General features: G+C 47.2%; 18 protein-coding genes. 13 read left to right on the forward strand and 5 right to left on the reverse strand.

The genetic code is table 11. From position 1 onward, the window contains the following. Positions 1–28 precede the first annotated feature (28 nt). Positions 29–1,561, reverse strand: coding sequence for a D-alanyl-D-alanine carboxypeptidase/D-alanyl-D-alanine endopeptidase (gene dacB / locus K0I31_RS10130; protein ID WP_258406620.1), 1,533 nt, complete (start codon positions 1,559–1,561; stop codon positions 29–31). Between the two features lie 127 nt (positions 1,562–1,688). Next, a complete protein-coding gene (locus tag K0I31_RS10135) occupies positions 1,689–1,865 on the reverse strand; it encodes a hypothetical protein (RefSeq protein WP_220080718.1) in 177 nt (58 codons plus the stop codon). 230 nt (positions 1,866–2,095) lie between these two features. On the opposite strand from K0I31_RS10135, the gene K0I31_RS10140 reads away from it, so the two are divergent. The 3 genes from K0I31_RS10140 (at position 2,096) to K0I31_RS10150 (ending at position 4,691) form a co-directional block, all read left to right on the forward strand. Beyond that, a complete protein-coding gene (locus tag K0I31_RS10140; protein WP_011865762.1) occupies positions 2,096–2,428 on the forward strand; it encodes a DUF1904 domain-containing protein in 333 nt (110 codons plus the stop codon). 11 nt (positions 2,429–2,439) lie between these two features. Then, positions 2,440–3,753 (forward strand): CDP-diacylglycerol--serine O-phosphatidyltransferase, encoded by a 1,314-nt coding sequence (gene pssA, locus K0I31_RS10145; RefSeq protein ID WP_220080719.1) that lies wholly within the window; start codon positions 2,440–2,442, stop codon positions 3,751–3,753. Positions 3,754–3,929: 176 nt separating this feature from the next. Then, entirely contained in the window at positions 3,930–4,691 is a 762-nt protein-coding gene (locus K0I31_RS10150; protein ID WP_220080720.1) for a tRNA-uridine aminocarboxypropyltransferase, read from the forward strand. A 628-nt stretch (positions 4,692–5,319) separates the two neighbouring features. On the opposite strand, the gene K0I31_RS10155 is transcribed toward K0I31_RS10150, so the two are convergent. Both K0I31_RS10155 and K0I31_RS10160 read right to left on the reverse strand, forming a co-directional pair. Then, complete coding sequence (locus tag K0I31_RS10155; RefSeq protein ID WP_258406621.1) at positions 5,320–6,696, reverse strand: Xaa-Pro dipeptidase; 1,377 nt, start codon at positions 6,694–6,696, stop codon at positions 5,320–5,322. 96 nt (positions 6,697–6,792) lie between these two features. Beyond that, positions 6,793–7,935 carry a serine hydrolase domain-containing protein gene (locus tag K0I31_RS10160; RefSeq protein ID WP_220080721.1) on the reverse strand — a complete coding sequence of 381 codons (1,143 nt, stop codon included), beginning with the start codon at positions 7,933–7,935 and terminating at the stop codon, positions 6,793–6,795. A gap of 375 nt (positions 7,936–8,310) precedes the next feature. Between K0I31_RS10160 and K0I31_RS10165 the strand changes: the two genes are divergently transcribed. Beyond that, positions 8,311–8,877, forward strand: coding sequence for a GNAT family N-acetyltransferase (locus K0I31_RS10165; protein WP_220080722.1), 567 nt, complete (start codon positions 8,311–8,313; stop codon positions 8,875–8,877). 235 nt (positions 8,878–9,112) lie between these two features. Beyond that, complete coding sequence (locus K0I31_RS10170) at positions 9,113–10,033, forward strand: manganese-dependent inorganic pyrophosphatase (RefSeq protein ID WP_220080723.1); 921 nt, start codon at positions 9,113–9,115, stop codon at positions 10,031–10,033. Positions 10,034–10,281: 248 nt separating this feature from the next. Here K0I31_RS10170 and K0I31_RS10175 read toward each other — a convergent pair whose 3' ends face one another. Further along, complete coding sequence (locus K0I31_RS10175) at positions 10,282–12,684, reverse strand: Lon protease family protein (protein ID WP_220080724.1); 2,403 nt, start codon at positions 12,682–12,684, stop codon at positions 10,282–10,284. Positions 12,685–12,995: 311 nt separating this feature from the next. Here K0I31_RS10175 and K0I31_RS10180 point away from each other — a divergent pair, with 311 nt between their 5' ends. The 8 genes from K0I31_RS10180 (at position 12,996) to K0I31_RS10215 (ending at position 21,413) form a co-directional block, all read left to right on the forward strand. Further along, on the forward strand, positions 12,996–13,931 hold the full coding sequence (locus tag K0I31_RS10180; RefSeq protein WP_220080725.1) for a GGDEF domain-containing protein: 936 nt from the start codon (positions 12,996–12,998) through the stop codon (positions 13,929–13,931). A gap of 423 nt (positions 13,932–14,354) precedes the next feature. Beyond that, complete coding sequence (locus tag K0I31_RS10185; protein ID WP_220080726.1) at positions 14,355–15,269, forward strand: alpha/beta hydrolase; 915 nt, start codon at positions 14,355–14,357, stop codon at positions 15,267–15,269. 72 nt (positions 15,270–15,341) lie between these two features. Continuing rightward, the gene (locus K0I31_RS10190) at positions 15,342–16,277 is read left to right on the forward strand and encodes an alpha/beta hydrolase (RefSeq protein ID WP_220080727.1); all 936 of its coding nucleotides are present in this window, start codon (positions 15,342–15,344) and stop codon (positions 16,275–16,277) included. Between the two features lie 149 nt (positions 16,278–16,426). After that, on the forward strand, positions 16,427–17,083 hold the full coding sequence (locus K0I31_RS10195) for a flavodoxin family protein (protein WP_220080728.1): 657 nt from the start codon (positions 16,427–16,429) through the stop codon (positions 17,081–17,083). Then, entirely contained in the window at positions 17,070–17,969 is a 900-nt protein-coding gene (locus K0I31_RS10200; RefSeq protein ID WP_220060737.1) for an AraC family transcriptional regulator, read from the forward strand. The genes K0I31_RS10195 and K0I31_RS10200 overlap by 14 nt, the downstream gene beginning before the upstream one ends. Positions 17,970–19,052: 1,083 nt before the next feature. Further along, the gene (locus K0I31_RS10205; protein WP_220080916.1) at positions 19,053–19,292 is read left to right on the forward strand and encodes a hypothetical protein; all 240 of its coding nucleotides are present in this window, start codon (positions 19,053–19,055) and stop codon (positions 19,290–19,292) included. A 97-nt stretch (positions 19,293–19,389) separates the two neighbouring features. Beyond that, on the forward strand, positions 19,390–20,160 hold the full coding sequence (locus tag K0I31_RS10210; RefSeq protein ID WP_258406622.1) for a hypothetical protein: 771 nt from the start codon (positions 19,390–19,392) through the stop codon (positions 20,158–20,160). Between the two features lie 5 nt (positions 20,161–20,165). Then, complete coding sequence (locus K0I31_RS10215; RefSeq protein ID WP_220080730.1) at positions 20,166–21,413, forward strand: EAL domain-containing response regulator; 1,248 nt, start codon at positions 20,166–20,168, stop codon at positions 21,411–21,413. Positions 21,414–21,555: the final 142 nt, after the last annotated feature.

A 21,555-nucleotide genomic window follows, 5' to 3' on the forward strand; every position in this document is an offset into this window, starting at 1 on the left:
TTATTTAACCTATTTTACTAAGTGCATGTTATTGCGCAGTGAGCGTTTTTGGGGTGCTCTTCTTATCCTCGTTTTCATTACCTTGGCTTTTGACTATCTGCCCTTGATTATCCAGCAGGCTTTGCAGGAAGAGGGCGCTAAAGGGCGCAGGGCTTTGTTTCTTACTCTCTTGGCTCTGGCCATTTTCCATGACCACGAAGAGCAATTGGTGACTTGCGTCGAGTGAAAGGTAACCCGCTAAATTATCGACACCCTGCATAGAACCTGTCTTGGCAGAAACCTTATTCATCAAGGGAGCTTGATGAAAGCCGCGCTTATAGTTGAGGGTACCGCTAACCCCGGCGACCGGCAGCAGCTCAATGAGGGGGCGTAATTTTTCATCCTTCGCCATCAGGCCCAGGACCTCAGCCAGTTGCCTGGCCGAGATAAGGTTATAGCGAGAAAGGCCCGAGCCATCGATGATCTGCGTGTGGCTGAGATCTATCCCGTCCGCCTCGAGTATCGCCTTAACGGCCCTGGCGCCGGCATGAAAGCTTTCTGGCACCTTGTAATAGTGTGCGCCTACGGCTTTAAACAGGCTGTCGGCAATCAAGTTATCCGAATCGAGCAGCATGGTACGAAGGAGCGCCTCGAGCCTTTCCGATTTGTGGGTCACTAAGGGCTTAAGGCCTATCGGCGTTCTGTGCGCAATAGCTACTTGTCCGCTCATTTTGATGTGGGCGCTCTTTAACATGCGCGTTAGCATCTCTTTGGCGTAGAGCGCAGGGTCATCCACGGCGATTGCCAGATTAAGCGGCTTATCACCCGGATAACAGCCACTGATGTGGTAATGATTGTCGGGCAGCCTAGCTAAGTTGAGTTCACAGAAGGGCTCTTGCTGCGTCTTATCAAATACCGCGGTTGTCGACACCTTGATGGGCAGATATCGCGGAAAGTTGAGTTGGCTGGCGCTGCTTGCCAGCTTTGGCTTTAACTGGCCCTTGACGCAATTTTGATTGACGATAAAGCTGGAAACTGGCGCGGCGTAGCAGATCCCAAGATCGTCCCACACCCAGCCGGGGGCGCGCGTCTGCTCCTTGGCTTGCCCCACAAGCAAGAGGTTCCCTTTAACGGTATGAATGCCTGCATCTTTCAAGCTCTTTAACATAGCTCGTAGATCGTCTGTGGTTAAGGTGGGGTCGCCACTAAAGGAGAGATAGAGATCGCCCGTTAACACACCGTGAGACAAGCGCCCCTTGGTTGAAAATTGGGTCGCAAAGCTGAACTCTTCACCCAATACCCGCATCGCGGCGACGGCCGTGAGTAATTTTTGCGTACTGGCAGGCAGCAACAGGGTATCGGCGTTGTGCTGATACAGTATCGCGTCGGTGCTGAGATCTTGAGCCAAAATAGACAGTTGCGAGTGAGGCGGCGCGATCACCGACAAGAGGTTGTCATAATAGCTTTGATTATCATAACCCTTGCTATCAAGCTGCTTGGTATTGGTATTGGTATTGGTATTAGCGTCGGTCCCGGCATTGCTGGCTGCAGGTATTAAGGCAGCCGCGACAGCTAAAGACAAGGCGAAAGGTTTTGCAGCCGGAATCGCCTTAGTCAGCAAGCTTGGGAAATTAAGGGGAAGGGCGCTTAGCCCGCTTGTCAATCTTGTAAACATAAGCGTCGAAACAGTTCCTTGTTTTCGGTTTTGGCTAATCGTCCGTTGAAGGCTCATCTTTTTCCATCAAACGGTATAAACGCAGGGTGACAAATAGCACTAATACAATAAAGAGCGGCAGCACCATAAAACCGAGCTGCGCCTTAAAATGAAAGATGCCCCATGCGGCTAACAGGGTTATTGCCAAGGTAAGAAGAATGGTTTTATTCATGCTGGAACCTAAACGAAGACAGATAAGCCTATTGTAAGGTGTTTTACGCCCAATGTCGGAGCGTTAAACGAGAATTAAGACTAAGGATGCAAAACTTAGCACTTTAGCCGCTGATTCTGCTTAATTTTAACCCGGTTTGTCTCAAGTGCGACTGACAACAACAGAAAACCCTTGCCCCAAACCCGGTAAATGGGTAATTTCTACCCCTTAAGATTTGGGATGGAACCAGTATGCCACACATTCGTATGCGCGGTTTACCGCAAGAGGCGGTATGTCGAATCAGTGAGACCTTACTCGATGAGCTTGCAAACCTTTGTCAAATCAAGGCTGAGAGCTTCACCTTAGACTGGGAGCCAAGCGTCAGCTATCGCGCCGGCAAGGTCGATACGACATTCGTGCAAGTCGAGGTGCTCTGGTTTCCTAAAGATCCCGAAATTCGTCACGCAGTAGAGCAGATCATTCGTCAGGCCGTATTAGCGCACTATTCGCCTGCAAAACATATCTCAATCATGTTTATGGCGCTCACCCCACAATGCTACTACCGTGATGGGCAGCATTTTTAAAGGAGGATACCTTGCTGGATAAGCTAGGTGGAATTGCGTTACCCGCCGACGCCATACGTTGGTTGCTAACGCCTGCGGCGCTTAAAGCCGAATTACTCAATCAGATCGCGAACGCCAAACGAGCGATCACCCTTGCCGCACTCTATCTTGAAGACGATGAGGCGGGCAGGGAAGTATTGGCTGCCCTGATGGCGGCCAAGGCAGCCACACCCGAATTGGATATTACCGTTCTGGTTGATTTTCATCGTGCCAGACGTGGGCTTATCGGCCATAAGGGTGACAGCGGCAACTACCTCATGTATCAAGAGGTGGTTAACGCCGCAGAGCATCCGATCAATATTCTTGGCGTACCGGTAAAGTCCCGTGAATTTATGGGCGTACTCCACCTTAAAGGTTTCATCATAGATGACACTGTTATCTACAGCGGTGCCAGCCTGAATAACATCTATCTGCATCAGGGCGAGAAGTACCGTTTCGATCGTTACCATGTGATCGAATCTAAGCCATTGGCTGAATCCATGCGTAACATGGTGATGGAATATATCGCCAGTGACAGAGCCGTGACTTCGCTCACCCAAGATAGGGCGACCGAAAAGCTGCCGGAAAAAAATGATGTTCGTAGCCTGAAACAGCGTCTGGCTAAGGCCAAATATCGTTTTGCGAGTACCAAGACGGGCAATCGCATCACTCCTGTGGTTGGTTTAGGGCGCAAGAAGAATAAGCTAAACAAGCTAGTGATCGATCTGGTATCCCAGTCTCAGCGCTCACTGTTTATCTGCACGCCCTATTTTAATCCGCCTTATATTCTCTCCAGAGCGCTTGCTAAGCATCTGCGAAAAGGCAAACGAATCGACATCGTAGTGGGCGACAAGACGGCTAATGACTTTTACATTCCGCCGGAGGAGAAGTTTTCGACTATCGGCGCCTTGCCCTACATGTACGAGCAGTCGCTGCGTAAATTTGCCAAGCGTCAGCAATGGGCCATTGATGCCGGGCTGCTCAACATTCATCTGTGGAAGCATGATCGCAACAGCTATCACCTTAAAGGAATTAGCGCCGATGATCGCCTGCATCTGATCACTGGCTCTAACCTAAATCCAAGGGCCTGGGCGCTGGATTTAGAAAACGGTTTATTGCTGCAAGATGAAACCCAAGCCTGGACCGAAGAGTTCAAACAGGAACAGGCGCACATCCTCGAGCATACAGAGCGTCTCTATCATTACAGCCAGATAGATACCCTGAATAACTATCCTAAGCCGGTACGCAAGATCATGAATCGTATCAGACGTCTGCGCGCCGATTTCCTGCTACGCCGTATCTTGTAAAACAAGAAGGCGAATCGTTGTCGCCGCGCATAGATAATGAGTTAGCATTAAAACAGGCGAACATCATGGTTCGCCTTTTTTATGAATGAGATTTGAATGGTTCTGCCCGGGTTATACTTAACCAGGCAAGCCATTGCGTGTAAGCACCAAGTTTTTAGTTTTTAATAGGTTACCCAATGACACTTCCTCCCCATGCGGTACATCAGCGCTACCAATATCGAAAGGCGATCTCTACCCGTCCCTATAATGCCCGGGGGAAAAACCTTGAGCGCTGTGAGGCCTGCCTGCTGGCTCAGCGCTACTGTACCTGCGATACCCGCGCGCTGTTGCAATCCAAGGTTAGTTTTCTGCTGGTGATGTATGACGATGAGGTGTTAAAACCCAGTAATTCTGGTCGCTTAATTGCGGATCTTATCCCCGATACCCATGCCTATATCTGGGATCGCACTCGGACTAATCGTAAGCTCCTGGCGCTACTCGACTCGAGCGAATATCAGCCTTATCTGGTTTTCCCCAGCGAATATGCCATGCCATCTCAAGCAGTGGTGCCCGATGTAGCGCTTAAAACGCGTTTAGCCTCGGAAACCAAACGCCCGTTGTTTGTGCTGCTCGATGGCAGCTGGCGTGAGGCGATCAAGATGTTTAATAAGAGTGACTATCTGCACCATCTGCCTATGCTGTCGTTTGCTCCGGACGCCGCGGCGCGATATGGCCTACGTAAGGGAAGTCGTGACTTTCAGCTCGGTACCGCCGAGGTGGCGAGTCTGGTACTTAGCGCTGCCGCAGAGCCCGAGAATGCAGCCAGTCTGTCGGCCTGGTTCTCGCTGTTTATCGAATCATCCCTCTATAGCCGCAGCCGTAAGAGTCCTAAAGATCTCGCGTCGCTCGATAGTTTGAAAGCCGCTTTCCTAAAGACTTTAAAGTTAACGTTAAAGTAGACCTTAAAGTCACAAGCCTGTCTGATTTTTGCGCCGAGGGGAATATTCTCATATAGTGAAATAAGCGGCTATGCCAGAGGTTGGCGTGTTTAAGTCGGGTTATTCGATATTGGCTTTTGCTCAACGGGGTGTAGCATCAAACAAAATAAGGAGTAGCTATGTTAAATATACCTCTACATAGAAGCTTGCGCATAAGTGGGCATAGTTTCTCTTCGGGCGGCTACTCACTCTTGTTCGGAATCTTTCTCTTAATGGGCTGTGGTACGCCAAGCCAAATCGGTAACGGCTCAAATCAGGCTATTGGTCTGGATACCGTGAGCTACAACAGGTATCAAGCCATCTATTTTTGCAAACAAAATCGCTGGGCGTTTTGCCAGAGTTGGGGCGAGCTAAGTGTTACACGGCTCGCCTAAGGCTTGAGACCTGGATGTTAGTTCGACCAGATCTGCGGTTTGAGATAGTTGCTTTGCATCTCAAGCTATCTTTATTCTTCTTACTGACACGCTTACTGTATCTGCGGGCTGAGCCAGAGAATTAACTAGATGCGAGGGGCATTTGCCAATTTAAATTGCCGACTTATTCGCTATTGAGACAACTCGTTAGCCAACAGACAAATGCCCCCTACGGACTAATCTTTGTAGATCACGCCATCCTTCATAACGAAGCTCACCCGTTCCATTAGTGATATATCCGCTAACGGATCGCCATCTACGGCTATGATGTCGGCATAGAAGCCAGGCTTAAGCTGCCCAAGGGTGTCTTCTTGCTGGATCAACGCCGCACTGTTAACGGTCGCGGCCTGCAGCGCCTGAGCTGGCGTCATCCCAAAGGTAACCATACGTGAGAACTGTTTACCATTGTCGCCATGGGGATAGATGGCCGCATCCGAGCCAAACACCATCTTGGCCCCGGCTAAGGTGGCGCGTCTGAAACTATCACGCTGGGCCTTAGAGACTTGCTTCTCTTTCTCTATGTTGGCCTGGGGTACGCCATTGGCTTCGCCAAAGGCCAGGGTATATTCAGTATTGTAGATGTCGCAGGACAGGTAGGTTCCGGCTTTAACCGCCATCTTAATTGCCTCCTCATCCATAAAGCTGCAGTGCTCGATGCTATCTATGCCGGCGCGAATCGCGGCCTTGATGCCGCTGGTGCCGTGGGCATGGGCGGCAATGACTAAACCGCGTCGATGGGCTTCGTCGGCCGCCGCGGCTAACTCCTGCTCGCTATATTGCTGCACGCCGACCTTGGTTCCCTTTGAAAAAACGCCGCCGGTTGCGCAGATCTTAATGGCATTGGCGCCATATTTGATATTTTCGCGCACCTTCTGCCTGACAGCCCAAGGGCCATCGGCGACACCAGCTGCGACACTATGCGCCTCTGGCGCGGCAAAGTTATCGTCACAATGGCCGCCAGTGATACTCAGCGCATGGCCAACGGCCCAGATGCGGGGCCCGGGGATCTCACCAGCGTCGATGGCATCGCGCGTAGCGATAACCGAGTAGCCAGAGGCGCCGAGATCTCGCACAGTGGTAAAACCTGCCATCAGGGTGCTGCGGGCATTTTTAACCGCCTTCACCGTCTGTCTCGGAATGGAGTAATTCATCGATTCGAGAAAGTTGTCTTCGGCGTCGCTGGAGAGATGCACATGCATATCCATGACCCCAGGTAACAGATACTTATCCTTAAGGTCAACCACCCGATAATCGCCTAGCTTAGCCACACTGCCTTGATGGCCGACCGAGATAATCTGATTGCCGCGCACCACTATGGCTGCATCTTCGATAGTCTTTCCCTTAGCGACGTCAACATAGCCTTTAGCAAGTAGCAAGGTGTCTTGCTCTTGTTGCTGAGTTTGGCTCTGAGCCAGGGTCTCAGCTTGAACTTGAGCATAGCTCGGCAGTACTACCGCCAAGGCCAGTGCAAGTGTGCTCAAAGGTTTGGTTAGGGCTAGCAGGGAAAAAGATGCTCTTTGCTGAGAATCATCATAGGGGCGTTGCAACATCATAGGTTTTCCTTATTGTTATTAATGGGTAACGCAAGAGTCATCTTAAGTCATATTGGGCCGAATAGACGAGTAAGTTTTAAAGTCAGTCCTTAGCCGTTAACTTTGCTTAGTGGCGAACACCTGTTGCCAAAACTCAGCGCCGAGGGCGCTGATCACTCGTGACTCGCCGTTGAGTAAGATGGCGATCCCCAGATCCAGCTCAGGAGAGTAAGCCACTTCGGTCACATAACCTGCGACCCAACCGGCGTGATAGATCAGCCGATGGCCGTTAAACTGGTAGATGCGCCAGCCCTTGCCGTAGTGAGCATCATCAAGATAGGGTTTCCAATCGCGCCGGCGCAGCTCCTTAGTGGTGCGAACCCCTGGGGTAGTGATATCTTCAAGCACCTGAGGCGAGAGCACCTTAGGTTCATGCCCCATGTTGGCCATGAGCCACTTAGCCATATCCTTGATACTGGCATTGACTCCAGCCGCCGGCGCCAGCTGATAATAGTTAGGTTTCACCTTAACCTGCTTAAAACCATGTTTCGTCTTGATGTGAGGCTCGGCGCGATTGCTGGTATGCGTAAAGGCCTCATAGCCGATAGAGGCTGTCTCCATGGCAAGTGGTGCGAAGATACGCTTGTCGATCAACTCTTCATAAGGCTGACCGCTTTCCTGCTCGATCGCCTGCTCGATAAAGGAGAAGGCGACGTTTTGATAGCTGTAACAGACGCCCGGCGGGCAGATGGGGGTCAGCTCGGCAAATTTGGGAATGATCTTATTCAACTTAACGTTGGCATTAACCAGGTTATCGTAGCTGTTTGGCATCAGGCCCGTGCTTTGACCTATCACATGCCCCAGGGTGATCGCATGACTATCGGCAGGCTTAGCCAGGGAAAAGTCAGGAAGGTATTGATTGATAGGTTGTTGCCAGCTGAGTTTATGTTCGTGAACTAGTTGACTCGCCAGCGCCCCGGCAAAGGTTTTTGAGACGGATGCCAGGCGAAACACAGTGTCGGCATTGATCTTCTTGCTACCGCCTTGATGGCGTTTACCATAGGTATCCAGAGTAACTATGTTGTTGCCCTGGACTATCACAAAGGCGCCGCCGGGTACTTTGTTCGCCTTGAGCTCCTTCTTAAAATTTTGCTGAAAACTTTTGCCTAGGTGTTGATAAGACTGGGCCATTGTCGAGGCATTGAAAAGGAGTGCGCAGCAGCACACGGCGAATGACGACAGGGCCGTATTGAAAGACATGAATAAGCTACCCGAATAAACAAAGTGAAACGATCAACGTCTGTAAATTATGTACGTTTGTATTAGTTATTATCTTAAAAATCATGCCCTTTAGAAAAAGGGCGCGTCAAAATCACAATCTCTGTCATGACTTTGACGTTCACTCCATACTAACTAAAGGTGGTTGAAGATGTAAGTCGTGATGGTGTAACAATCTGGTAACTGCGCAATTGTTCGGCAAACCCAGCAAGGAAATTCAGCTAGCAAGCTAAGGTTAAGTGACACGGGTTTGAAATCTAACGCTACTAGACACTAAGTAAGGTTTCTATTTACCTGCTTGTTATCCCAAGGTTATGATGCTCGGTTCGTTATCTGTTGGAAATAAGGGAGTAAAAGATGAAGGTAGCCGATAGCCAGAGATTAAGGTTTGCGATGATCACCGAGCAAGACGCCCAGCTGCTCTACGATTTAAATCTAGATCCCGAGGTAATGCGATACATCAATGGTGGCAAGCCATCGACCATGGCCGAGATTGAGGACTATTTCATCCCCCGTATCCAAGGCTTTTCCAATAGCGACACGGGATGGGGTCTCTGGAAGGTCACCACGTTAGCCAGCGAATCGGACCTTGGCGATACCTTTATCGGTTGGATCCTGGTGCGGCCGATGGATTTCTATACCGATGAGCCAAAGCATTCGGATCTCGAGGTGGGTTGGCGTTTTGCTCAGGCGAGTTGGGGAAAGGGCTACGCCACAGAGGCTGCCAAGGCGGTTTGCAACGCGCTAGTTAAGCAGTCTAGTGGTAATGGCAAGGCAATCACCCATTTCAGCGCCATCGCCGACCCGGATAATAAGGGGTCAATCAATATTATGACCAAGCTTGGCATGGAGTATATTAAAAACACTAGCGTCGACACCCCGGAAGGCGAGGTCGAGGTGGTGTTATACCGCATGGCGGTTTAACGCAAACTAGCCTAAGGGGACAAGGTTTAGCCCTTTTTCTAGATGACAAACCTAAGGGCAAGGGCATTTTCCGCCAGGCTATCCATAAATAACGTTTATTTAGCTCCTATTGGGGCGTACCATTTATCTTGAACCCCTGCATTAGACTAGCGTCTAACCAATTAAAGGCAGGGGAGTAATGTAAATTGGTTTTCCTTTTGGTAAAATGCCGCAAAATTTACTGTGAGAGTTAATTATGCCAATGTACGTTGTGGGTCATAAGATCCCAGATTCAGATTCAATTTGTGGTGCGATTGCACTGGCTTACCTTAAAAACCAGATCGGTGAAGAAGCCATTGCCGCAAGACTGGGTGAGCCATCACCAGAGACCGCCTTTATCCTGGAACGCTTTGGTTTTGAAGCCCCGCTGTATAAAGAGCACTACGCCGGTGAGCAGGTTTACATCGTTGATCACTCTGAGCTGACACAGGCACCGGACGATATTGCCGAGGCCACTATTGTCGGCATCGTTGATCACCACAAACTGGGCGACCTGACGACCTCTACACCGCTTGAGTGTTGGATCCGTCCTGTGGGCTGTAGTAACACAGTGATCAAGATGATGTACGACTTCTACAATGTCGAGATCCCGAAAGATATCGCTGGCATCATGATGTGCGCCATCCTGAGCGATACAGTGATCTTCAAGTCGCCAACTTGCACCACGGCCGATATCAAGTGTGTCGAAGCCCTGGCTGAGATCGCCGGTATCGAAGACTACAAGGCGCTTGGCATGGAGATGTTCAAGGTTAAGTCGGCTGTCGAAGGCACGCCGGTTCGCGATCTAGTGATGCGTGACTTTAAAGACTTCAACATGAACGGTAACCTGGTCGGTATTGGTCAGCTTGAGGTTATCGATCTGTCAGTATTCGATAAGGTTAAGGCTGAACTCGAAGCCGATATCGCGGCGCTTAAGGTTGAAGGCAATCGCCACAGCGTGCTTTTGCTGCTGACCGATATCATGAAAGAAGGCTCTGAGATGCTGGTCGTGTCTGATGATGCTGACCTCACCGAGCGCGCCTATGGTAAGGCAACTGAAAACGGCCGCGTATGGTTAGATGGCGTACTCAGCCGTAAGAAGCAGGTGGTTCCGCCGCTGCAAGAAGCCTTCGCTTAATAGCTAAAGCTTAATAACTTAGCATTAATGGCAATGCTCTTAGCATTAGCTAAGTGGCTAAGTGGCTAAGTGGCTAAGTGGCTAAGTGGCTAAGTGGCTAAGTGGCTAAGTGGCTTAGTGATTGGGAAGATTAAAAAAGCCGGTCAAGTACCGGCTTTTTTTTTGGCTAATGATTTGGGTTCTAGTCTCGAATCGGCGCTTAAACCTTAATCCTCAAACCCTAACTAATTTTCCATAAATCTTTGCTCCTAGACCTTAGCCTTTTGAGTGCGCTTCACATGATCCCTCAGTTTCTGCAGTCTGGCATCGGCCATGGCGTAGAGGCTGTCCTTCGGATAGTCTTCGAACTCAAAATCACGTTCACCCGCCGAAATACCCGTTAAGATCTCAACCGCTTCATTGACATGATCGATCGCCCAGATGGAGAACTCTCCCTTGCTCACGGCATCGACGATATCGGCTCTAAGCATCAGATTTTGCACATTGGTGCGCGGAATGATCACCCCTTGGCCCTTATGACGTCCCTTGATCTTACAGACATCGAAGAAGCCCTCGATCTTCTCATTCACGCCGCCGATGGGCTGTGCCTGACCAAACTGGTTCATCGAACCTGTAATGGCAATATCTTGGCGCAGTGGCACCTTGGCAAAGGCGGAGACGATGGCACACAGCTCTGCCATCGAGGCGCTATCACCGTCGACACCCGAATAGTTTTGTTCGAAGGTGAGGTGAGTGGATAGCGGTATCTTATCCGTTTGACCAAAAATCGTCGCAAGATACGCCGTTAGAATTATCACCCCCTTGGAGTGGATCTGACCGCCGAGTTCTACCTTGCGCTCGATATCGAACACGGCGCCTTCACCGAGTGAGACGCTGGCGGTGATACGACTTGGGGCGCCGAATTGATGATCAGAGGTTGCCACCACAGACAGGGCATTGATCTGACCTACCACACTATCTTGCGTATCGATGAGCGTGGTGCCATTGATGAAGCTCTGCATCACATGATCACGCAGGCGACAGACCCTGAGCTCATGATTATGCAGTGCTTGCTCAACATGGCCTGCTCGGATCATATTCGACTTACTCGTCCTGGCCACATAATTAGATTCCCGCAGCAGGTTGGCAATATCCGCCGAATGCAGGGATAACTTATTTTGCGCATCGGCCTGGCGCGCACTGAACTCTATGACGCGTTTTATGGCGCCGCGGTCGCAGTGCAGCATCTTGTTGCCCACCACTATGCTAGAGATAAATTTCGCGTACTGCACCTCGGAGGCATCGGTACGTGGCATCTCATCTTCAAAGTCTGCGGTAACTCTGAATAGCTCTTTAAATTCAGGATCATAATGTTGCAAAAGCTGATAGGTCTGATAGTCGCCAAATAAAATGATCTTCACATCTAATGGGATGGCCTCTGGGTCCAGCGAGATGGTACCCGATAGCGTTACCTCGCGCTCCAATGAGCTGAGACTCAACTTACGAGAGCGCAGGGCGCGCTTCAAGCCGTCCCATACATAGGGCTGTTCCAGTACCTTGATGGCGTCAATCATCAGCACGCCGCCGTTGGCCTTATGCAGGCTGCCTGGCCGGATCAAGGAAAAATCAGAAAAGATGGTGCCCTTATAGGTGGCGTTTTCTATGTAGCCGAAGATGTTGTGATAGTTAGGGCTCTCCTCAATCACTATGGGCATAGGGATATCGGCATGATTAACTAACACATTGACCTGATAGCGCCTCGGCATCTTCTTAGCCAGGGAGGCGTAGGAGAGGGCGATCTGCTCCTCATTTTGCTCGAGGAAGATATCCAGATTGTCTAAGATATCTTTGTGCATCTCATTAAGATGGGCCTTCACCTCGGGATATTGCGCGTAACGCTCCTTTAGGGAGTCAAGCAGATGCACCAAGACTTCCTGAGCCACCTGTTCATCATGCTTCTGCTGCTTGTCCGAATAACTCTCTTCCCAGGCGGTGAACTTGCGCACGACTTCCCTAAGCTTAGATTCGAGTGCCCCGATATTTTTCTCGAGTTTCGCCTGTTCCTTGCTGCTTAGCTCGGAAAAACTGGATTCGGTATGGGGTTCCTCACCATTCATGGCGACCAGCTCGTAGCTGCCTTGTGGGTTGATGGACAGGCTGATCTGCTTGGCGGCGGCTTCTTTGGTTATCTGCCCCAGCGCCGATTCTTGCTTCTCGGCCAGCTGTGTCTTTAGTTTCTCGGCCCGCGAATAGTAGAGCTCGTTATCAAAAGCCAAGGGTAGGGCCTTAACCAGGCGCTTCATTAAGTTTTCGATATCAGCCTTGAAGGTCTGGGCCTGACCACGAGGTAGTTTAAGCACCTTAGGCGTGCGGGCATCGTCGAAATTCACCACATAGCACCAATCGAAGAGTTGGTGATGCCCGTTGGGGTCATATCTGTCCAGGTAACGCATTACCATAGTACGTTTACCCAGGCCATTTCGGCCGATGGCGTAGATGTTGTAGCCCTTATCTTTCATCGACATGGCAAATTCAACCGCCTGTTGGGCGCGTTCCTGACCGACAATTTCGTTGAGCGGCGTCAGCTGTTTAGTCGATTTAATGCTGGGATCGAGTAGGGCAAGTGTGGAAGAACGATATAGCTTGTCACTGGCAAGAGGAGAAATGGACATAGGCGAGTGCCCTCATATGACAAATGTTAACCCCAGTGTAGGCAGCTCATTTTTCAATTTACAATCATTTTTTATGTTGAAAGAGGTATTTAGGCGCGCCAATTGATTTGTTCGCTCAATATCTGTACAAATCGTTAACACTTTCGAAGTAAAGCGGCTCAAGATGATTATTTTGACGATTCAGGACCACAAAAACGAGTCAATAAATCCCGCAGCGCCGAGATAACTTGTTAATATAGCACTCGTAGTTAACACAACTATACTCTTGTTAGGTACAGGGAACGTCAATTTAAACAAGAAGAGACCCTAATATGCCGTATGATGCGCCCAATCTACATCCAGATCTGCTCCAATGTCTGGCCAGTGACAGCTATCTGTTGCAACTGACATTAGATACCTTACCTGTGCCTATCTTCTATAAAGATAAGGCAGGCGTCTATCTGGGCTGCAACAAGGCATTTGAATCCTTCATTAAACTCACCCGGGACGAATTAATTGGTAAGAGCGTTTATGAGCTGTTCGACGAGGAGCTTGCCGAAGTCTACCAACGCGCCGATCAGGCGTTATTCGACAATCCTGGCGTGCAGATCTATGAGAAACAGATAAAGACCCGTGAAGGTGATTCTGTCTTTGTGCGTTTTCATAAGACAAGTTTTAACGACAATCGTGGTGAGGTGGCCGGCCTAATTGGTGTGATATTCGATATCACTGAGTTAAAGGCGCTGGAAGCCCAGCTGACACACCATGCTATCTACGACGATCTCACGCAGTTTTACAACCGCCGCGAGGGTATCGCCATTGGTGAGCGTCTGTATCACGCCTGTAGTCAGCAGCTGGGAGAACTGGGCGTCATCCTTATCGATGTCGATTATTTCAAGTTGATCAACGACACCTACGGCCACATGGTCGGCGATGATGCGCTGCGCCATATTGCCGCGACCTTAAAGCAACAGCAGGATCCCGAAGATGTGCTGATGCGTTGGGGCGGCGAAGAGTTTGTCGTCTTGGTTAATCGTCCCTTTGGCACAGACCAAGACTTCGAGACTTATCTCGAGGCCCGTGCACAGGTCTATTGTGATGCTATAAGAGAAAATCGATTTCAGATCGGTGATGACGCGCTGCAGATCACTTTTAGCTGTGGCCTAAGCGCGTTCGAGCCGGGTAAGAGCCTGACGCAGATCCTACACGATGCAGATGCTGCGCTTTATAGGGCAAAGGATGCTGGTCGCGATAATGTAAGCTGGTAGTTGGCCGACTTGGTAGGTTGTTATTTTAACGTAAAAGTTGCTAACGTTGCTTCAGGCTAATACTCGTTCTGCCCCATTTAAGCGTCTCATGGCTTGTAAATCTTACGACGCTAATTTAAGAGTCTCTTGGTAGTACTGATATTTTGTTAACCTATATTTTGGTAACACTGATATTTTGGCGTTTTCAGCCTGACCAGGTTGTCACACTGAATTTATTACTTCATAATATTCAGCACTTTATTTGCATTTGTTTATCTAGCGCCTATTTTATCTTTGAGCGGATATGTCATTTTAGGCAATCAATAAGTCACTTTGTGCAAACCCACCTCTGCTGTGATTCCTATACTGAATCGTAAGTCGGGAGGGCAGATACTTGAACGTATTTTCTCTCCTGCTACCGATAACGAGTACGGAGTAAAGCAGATGAACCGAGTTACCTTTCCAAATACCAATGGCCTAGATATCACCCTAGCTGGGCTAATCAATTTCCCTGCAGATTTTGATGAGAATAAAACCTATCCAGCGATCGTCGTTTCTCATCCTGGCGGTGGTGTAAAAGAACAGACTGCGGGCACTTACGCTAAAAAACTGGCCGAAAACGGTTTTATCGCTATCGCGTATGATGCTTCTTACCAGGGCGAAAGTACTGGTGAACCCCGTCAGCTGGAAAACCCACATGTGCGCACCGAAGATGTTAGCGCTGTAATTGATTATCTTACAACGCTGAACTATGTAGACAACGATCGCATTGGTGCCATGGGCATTTGTGCGGGCGCAGGTTACACAGCCAATGCCGCGATAAACGATCGCCGCATTAAAGCGGTCGGTACCGTGAGTATGGTTAATATCGGTCAGATGTTCCGCAACGGCTGGGAAAACAATGTTAAGGATAGCGATGCTCTGCCATACATAGAGGCAGGCTCTGGTGCCAGAACGTCAGATGCTAGCGGCGCAGAAATCGCCACCATTCCAATGGCACCGTTAAAAGAAGAAGACGCACCTAACGAAGAACTCCGCCAAGCGTGGGAATACTATCACACTAATCGCGCAGCTTATTGCACTGCACCGGGCTTTGCGACAGCACGCAGTCTGACGCAAATCATTACCTACGATGCGTTCTTCAAGGCGGAGGCCTTTTTGACTCAACCGCTGCTTACCGTTGTCGGTAGTGATGCCGGCAGTAAGTGGATGAGTGAAGACTTGATGGCGCGCGCGGCCAGTAGCGACAAACAAATGTATGTCGTTGACGGCGCAAATCACATGGATCTCTATGATGGTGAGTCCCCAATTGCCGAAGCTATCGGTGTGCTAGCACCATTCTTCCAGCGCACGCTGTAACCACGCGCCAAAGTATTAACCAATAGAAAGGCTTAGTGCTACTAGGCCTTTCTATCAGATAAGGCTTTCATTATGAACATCCAAAAAGTGACATTCAGAAATGCAGATATGGCCTGGGATATGGCGGCGCTAATTCTGTTGCCAGAAGGCTTCGACGAGTCAAAACGCTACCCAACTATGGTCAGTGTCCATCCATTTGGTAGCTGTAAAGAGCAAACATCCAGTGCCGTGTACGGTAAAGCGCTGGCTGAGCTGGGATACGTGGTGATCGCTTTTGACGCCAGTTTTCAGGGCGAATCTGGCGGGTCACCTCGCTATGTTGAAGACCCAAGCCAACGGGTCGAAGACATCAGCCGTGTGATCGACTATGCGGTTAGTTTACCTTATGTCGACGAAGACAGAATCGGTGGTCTTGGTATCTGTGGTGGCGGCGCTTATATTTTCAGTTCCGCTCTGATTGAAAAGCGTTTGAAGGCGGTTGTTGGTATCACCCCGGTAAACTTGGGACGCTTATTCCGAGAAGGATTCAGCCAGTACAATCCAATCGGAGCACTAGAAGCTATGGCCACCCAGCGCACTGCTGAAGCGAGGGGTGAGAAGCGACAGGTCAATGAGCTTCTGCCGCCGAGTCCTGAGTTTGCAAAACAAAATGGATTGACCGAACGCGACCTGTTCGAAGCCACGGATTACTATAAAACGCCACGAGGGCAGGCCGAGGGCGGGGCAACGCGTATGTTGTTCTCTCATGCGCAAAAAACGCTGAGTTGGGATGCTTTCGCCTTTGTAGAAACCCTGATGACGCAACCAATGATGGCAGTTGTCGGTCAAAAAGTAGGTGCATTTGGCGCGTATCGTGACGGACACGAGATCTATGGCCGCTCAATTGTGTCCAAAGACCGCCAGTTGGTCGAATTGCAAGATTGGTCCCACTACGATCTGTATGACCATCCGCAAGCGGTGAGTCTGGCAATAGAGAAAATTGGTCCTTTCCTGAGCCAACACCTCTAACCAACACTTCTAGCCAACACCGCTAACCAAAGAGGTGAACGTGTCCTGAACACTGCCGAGGGCACGTTCTCTTTTTACAAGGCAGCGAGTTTGCGCTAAGGCATATTGGCTTTAGCGATAAATAGCCAAAAGTAACAAAGGAAGCAACTATGGGTCGTTGGATATTGATTGGTTTGCTGATCGTGCTGGCATTAGTAACATTAATTGCCTTAGTCGTGACGCAGATTGAAAACGCCCAGGACGCCAAGAATAGATCGCATCTGTCCAGCGCGACGACCGGTCGAGTGGCCATGGTCAGTACGGCTATTGTGGTGTTCTCCCGCTCTGGCAATACTGGCGTCCTTTCGGACCATATTGCGCAGCAAACCGCGGGTCATGTGTATGAGATCACGGCCGATAGTTACCAACTTGGGATCCCGGGCTGGATTAACGCGCTGAAAGACGCAAGAAGCAATGTCGCCGACATTTCGCCATCGCATATTGATCTCGAGCCTTATGACACTGTCTATCTAGGTTCGCCGATCTGGCTCTATAGCCCGGCACCACCGATTTGGCAGTTTGTCAAAAACAATGATTTTACTGGCAAAAACGTCGTGCTCTTTAATACCTTCAACAGCAAGTTTAAGCAGCAATACATTGATGATTTTGCTAAATTGGTTTTTGCTAAAGGCGCCAAATCATTCAAGCACAGGTACGTAAAACGAGGACGTATGGGCGACCAAATTTCACAGCAGCAGATGCTGAAAGAATTTGACGCGCAATCTAACGAGGTCAAGCAAGTAGGGCATGTTTATGTTAATCACTAGCGGTAACAGCATGATTCAATCTCTAGCAGATAAAGCATTTGCTTACGGGAGAAGGGAAGGTGACCATGACACCAGCATCCCTGACCTGACGCTTCACATCAGAAACAACCCGACCGAGCCACTGCACTGTATCTATACCTTAAGTCTGTCGCTTATCTTGCAAGGCAGTAAGCAAGTCGCTATCGACGACAGTTTGCGCGTCTGTAACGCAGGACAATCTATGCTGACGACATTTGATTTGCCTGTCATTTCACATGTAACAGAAGCGACAAGGCATCATCCGTTTATCGGCTTAGTCTTGAAGTTGGACTATGGATTAATTGCCCAGACTTGCACTGAACTTAATCTGGAAAGACCATCCAAAGATCTTAGATATCAAGCCATTTCTACCCAAGATGTCGATACTGGGTTGTGTGATGCAATGAGCCGTTTGCTGGGGTTACATCACACGCCTGAATATATCGAAAGCTTGGCACAACTGTATAAAAAGGAAATCGTTATTCGATTGCTCCATGGCCCACATGGAATGCACTTGCGACATTTGGCGTCGGTTGGCTCGCCGAGCAGGCAAATCGTACAGATAGTGGCTTGGATGAAGCAGAATTTCGCTCAAGCGATAGGCATCAATGAATTAGCTGACAAAGCCCATATGAGTGCATCAGCCTTTCGGCAACATTTTAAAGCGTTGACGGGTAGCAGCCCATTGCAATATCTCAAGCATCTGCGCCTGCAGGAAGCGAGGGACCAGATGCTGTTAAATGGTTTAGATGCCAGCCAGGCAAGCGGAGTCGTTGGCTATGAAAGCCCATCTCAATTTAGCCGTGAATACAGTCGGCTATTTGGGCTTCCTCCACAAAAGGATATCCAGCGATTACGTCAGGCGTAATGAATAATGTTGTGCTCCTAGAGTGGTACGCGACATTGCGACGGGTAACTTGTATCGGAAAAGGTCATCTGCAGGCTTATGACAACCTCCATGGAAATGTTCACTTAAACTCAGAATCTGAGCCAATTAAATCCCAACCAAATCATCAAGCTTTCTTACATTGTCGTAGCAGCCTTGCTAGCGTAAATCCTCAACATCTAACACAGTTATCGTGTGAAGCGCTGTAGCAGAGTGGTGGATTATTGAATTAGTTATGCGGTGAACGAGATTCGCAGTCTGAATGAAAATGCCCAAAAATTTGGTAAGGTTCACTGAAAGTCAGAATCTGAGTCTTCTAAGTGATTCAGGTTCCTAGGGTTCTCTAAACCATTGTTCTTAAATCGTTCTTTTAAGTTAAGATTATCTTCATTCATTTTCATTTAAAATAAGATTTTATTGCAAACCTGCGAAAAAAGTAGGGAAGTGCAATTAAGTGATTGATTTTTAGTGCTTTCATTTTGACTTGGATTTACCTTGAAAATTTTCATTTAAGTTAAGATTTTCTGATCCCAATACACTCGACTATACATGTATTTACGATAGCTTCTAGGTAAATCGAGAAGACTAGTGATACGGATGGTTTAACTTTGGCTGAATGATTGGTGATATGGAGAACTGATCTTCTTTGCTGCAACTTGCTTTAGTTAAATGGCTTAATGAAGGCAATCATAAACAGTGTATGAGGTTTCGCTTATTAAGGCCCTCAATCACAACAACTTCACTTGTCCACATTCTGTAACTTTAAGTGGCCTCCCTTGTCAATACTCTCATGCTAAGAGATAGTTCTAACTATTCCCTATGTGTCGACCTGCATCGGCATAAAATCAAAGAATAGGTACGAGCGCGCCTAAGAGAAGTTATGTCCGAGGTTGTCTAGGCTATAAGAGGTGATTCAGTATGGTGTTGTTAACAAATAACTACTCGATACAAAATTTTACGACTTAGCTAGGCACTTTAACAAAAAAACTCTATCTAACTTGCCCTGTTTACGCTTTTAGCTGCGTTTTACAATTACTTATGAATTCTTGATAGGCTGGGAAGACAATGAGTAATGAACTTGTTACAGGGCTTTATTTCAACGAACATCATCATCGTATGTGGATCTTGTACACTGAGCTCTACCCCGAGTGTATTGAAGGTATCGACAAAGACCGATACGTTGGACTATTAGAAGAGTTAAGACATACCAATGGAACACGTTATGACATCTACAACTTGCTGCTATTCAAAACAGAAACAAAATCACGTGTTTTCGATGTTTTTGAAGCACCTCAGGTCGAATAACGGGCTCTCTCAAGAACAGCTTTGTATGCATCTTAGAGAACACAGCAGTTTATTTTATAATCTAGATACTATAACTGTCAGTCGTTGGGAGAGAGGAGTGAACATTCCATCTTTGGCTAAGCAAGCAGAGATTGTTGAGTTATACGATAAAGAACTAACTAGTATTTATAGTGCAGACCCCTTATTTCTCGATGAATGTCGAAATCTGGTATCAATACCAGAAACCCAGCCAACTAAATCTAATCATCCTTATTATTCTAACGAGACGTACGAGATAAAATCTATTGATATCAACGATGACAGCTTTTATCTAGTGCTAAAAATGATATTACGATATGAGAATAATCCTAGTCTAATATTGAAGCCTCCATTGGAATCTTATCACGGCCTTGACAAGCTAAAGATAAACATAGCGACAGCGTTTAATGGACAGATCGTCGGGCATGCGCTTTTTGTAGAAACTTCTTCACAAAACATATTTGAATTGATAAACATAAAAAGTGACTTAAAAACCTTGATGTCTGGCTTAACAAATAAAACACCTGATGGAATGTTGGTTCTATCTACGGCTGGTGCGACAATAGAACTTGAAAATAGTATTATGTCATCTTATATAAATTCATTTTCGGCAAACAAAAAGCTAAGATATTTATGCTTTAGTGTTTGCAACGATAATTTTATAAAAAAGCTTCAATCTGAAAAGATTGAAGCATTTAAGATTCGCAAGTTTTGTAGTGGCGACAAGAAATTAACAATACACTCTTTTCTTTTAAGTCGCTCTGAGTTAATGGCGAATAAGTTTTTGTTAAAACTAGCAGTTATATCGTCTAATCAATTGTCTAGTTTTATTGCTAATAATGTTAGGTAGTAACAATGAATATTCTAATTGTTGATGATCAAGCCTTTATTCGTGAGTACATAAAAAATGAACTGTTATCATTGAATTATGATCACAACTTTAAAATATTTGAAGCGACTAGTGGGAACGCAGCTATTGAAGTTTTGGAAGAGTCGAGTATCGATGGTGGAAACTGTATTGACCTAGTTATAGCTGATTTAAAGATGGATAATGGCGATGGATTGTCAATAATTAATCATTTGGCAACATCGAGAGATAAATCTATATCTTTAGCAATAATCAGTTCTTCTGATATTCGCACATTGGAATTGATAAGTAACATTGTCAATGGTTTTAATTTAAATTTTGTTGGTGTTTATCAAAAGCCAATAGATGTGAATGCTTTGCTAGATAATATTCTCAAGAATCAAAATGACAAAGAACTCGCCCCAGAACCTGACGTGCCAGTTCTGTGCAATGAATATAATATCACAGAATTATTAAATGAAGACAATCTGTTTCTTTGTTATCAGCCAAAAATTGAGATTGCCAGCGGTGATATAATAGGTTTTGAAGTTCTAGCAAGATTATGTTTAAAGGGCGACGGTTTTATCTACCCTGATAAGTTCATCCCTTTAGCAGAAAGGGCTGGGCTAAATTGTCAATTGACTAAGCTCGTGTTAAATCAAGCCATATCTCAGTGGTTGTTGTTTCCCGCCTTAAAGAGTTATAGCTTATCGGTAAATATCAGTGCCGGTGAATTAATGTCCGTTGAATTTATAAATTATATTATTGGTAAACATAATTCAAATACAGACATTAAACTAATGCTAGAGTTAACTGAATCTCAAGATATGATAAACCAAGAGCAAACACTCCAGGCGCTTGCGAAACTAATCATAAACGGTATTCCAATCTCTCTTGATGATTTTGGAAAAAGTTACTCAACATTTGATCGCTTAGATAACATTCCGTTTGAGGAAATTAAAATAGATAAGGATTTTGTTTGTGATCTTGACAGTAATTCTCAACATCTTGCGATTGTAGAAGCAACAATTGCATTAGCACAAAAGTTGAAGGTTAATGTTGTCGCCGAAGGTGTAGAAACCATAGGAGTTTTGGAAAAGTTAAAAACATTGGGCTGCGATAGAGTCCAGGGCTACTACTTTAGTCCACCTATCGAAGGAAGACACTTGCTTAACTGGATTGACGAATACAATAAACAAAAAGAGGCTATATATGCCAAGACAAATTATAAACCTAAAATTAATAGAGTTCTTTAAATGTTATGACAAAGCAACTCAAAGCAAAATGTATTGCCTTTTGTTGATAGAGTTAGATTCATTACTTCAATCAGCAAATTTGTTAGGTGATGAACAGCAAAAAGAACTAAATAATTTAAATCATAAATTCAATGGTGTTTGC

This window comes from Shewanella spartinae, assembly GCF_019457555.1.
Classification (GTDB): Bacteria; Pseudomonadota; Gammaproteobacteria; order Enterobacterales; family Shewanellaceae; genus Shewanella; species Shewanella loihica.

Bases quoted from the DNA above. Each gene is read 5' to 3' on its own strand.
- K0I31_RS10135 (WP_220080718.1), bottom strand. From the start codon at position 1,865: ATGAATAAAACCATTCTTCTTACCTTGGCAATAACCCTGTTAGCCGCA.
- K0I31_RS10140 (WP_011865762.1), top strand. From the start codon at position 2,096: ATGCCACACATTCGTATGCGCGGTTTACCGCAAGAGGCGGTATGTCGA.
- K0I31_RS10150 (WP_220080720.1), top strand. From the start codon at position 3,930: ATGACACTTCCTCCCCATGCGGTACATCAGCGCTACCAATATCGAAAG.
- K0I31_RS10155 (WP_258406621.1), bottom strand. From the start codon at position 6,696: ATGATGTTGCAACGCCCCTATGATGATTCTCAGCAAAGAGCATCTTTT.
- K0I31_RS10160 (WP_220080721.1), bottom strand. From the start codon at position 7,935: ATGTCTTTCAATACGGCCCTGTCGTCATTCGCCGTGTGCTGCTGCGCA.
- K0I31_RS10165 (WP_220080722.1), top strand. From the start codon at position 8,311: ATGAAGGTAGCCGATAGCCAGAGATTAAGGTTTGCGATGATCACCGAG.
- K0I31_RS10170 (WP_220080723.1), top strand. From the start codon at position 9,113: ATGCCAATGTACGTTGTGGGTCATAAGATCCCAGATTCAGATTCAATT.
- K0I31_RS10175 (WP_220080724.1), bottom strand. From the start codon at position 12,684: ATGTCCATTTCTCCTCTTGCCAGTGACAAGCTATATCGTTCTTCCACA.
- K0I31_RS10180 (WP_220080725.1), top strand. From the start codon at position 12,996: ATGCCGTATGATGCGCCCAATCTACATCCAGATCTGCTCCAATGTCTG.
- K0I31_RS10185 (WP_220080726.1), top strand. From the start codon at position 14,355: ATGAACCGAGTTACCTTTCCAAATACCAATGGCCTAGATATCACCCTA.
- K0I31_RS10190 (WP_220080727.1), top strand. From the start codon at position 15,342: ATGAACATCCAAAAAGTGACATTCAGAAATGCAGATATGGCCTGGGAT.
- K0I31_RS10195 (WP_220080728.1), top strand. From the start codon at position 16,427: ATGGGTCGTTGGATATTGATTGGTTTGCTGATCGTGCTGGCATTAGTA.
- K0I31_RS10200 (WP_220060737.1), top strand. From the start codon at position 17,070: ATGTTAATCACTAGCGGTAACAGCATGATTCAATCTCTAGCAGATAAA.
- K0I31_RS10205 (WP_220080916.1), top strand. From the start codon at position 19,053: ATGAGTAATGAACTTGTTACAGGGCTTTATTTCAACGAACATCATCAT.
- K0I31_RS10215 (WP_220080730.1), top strand. From the start codon at position 20,166: ATGAATATTCTAATTGTTGATGATCAAGCCTTTATTCGTGAGTACATA.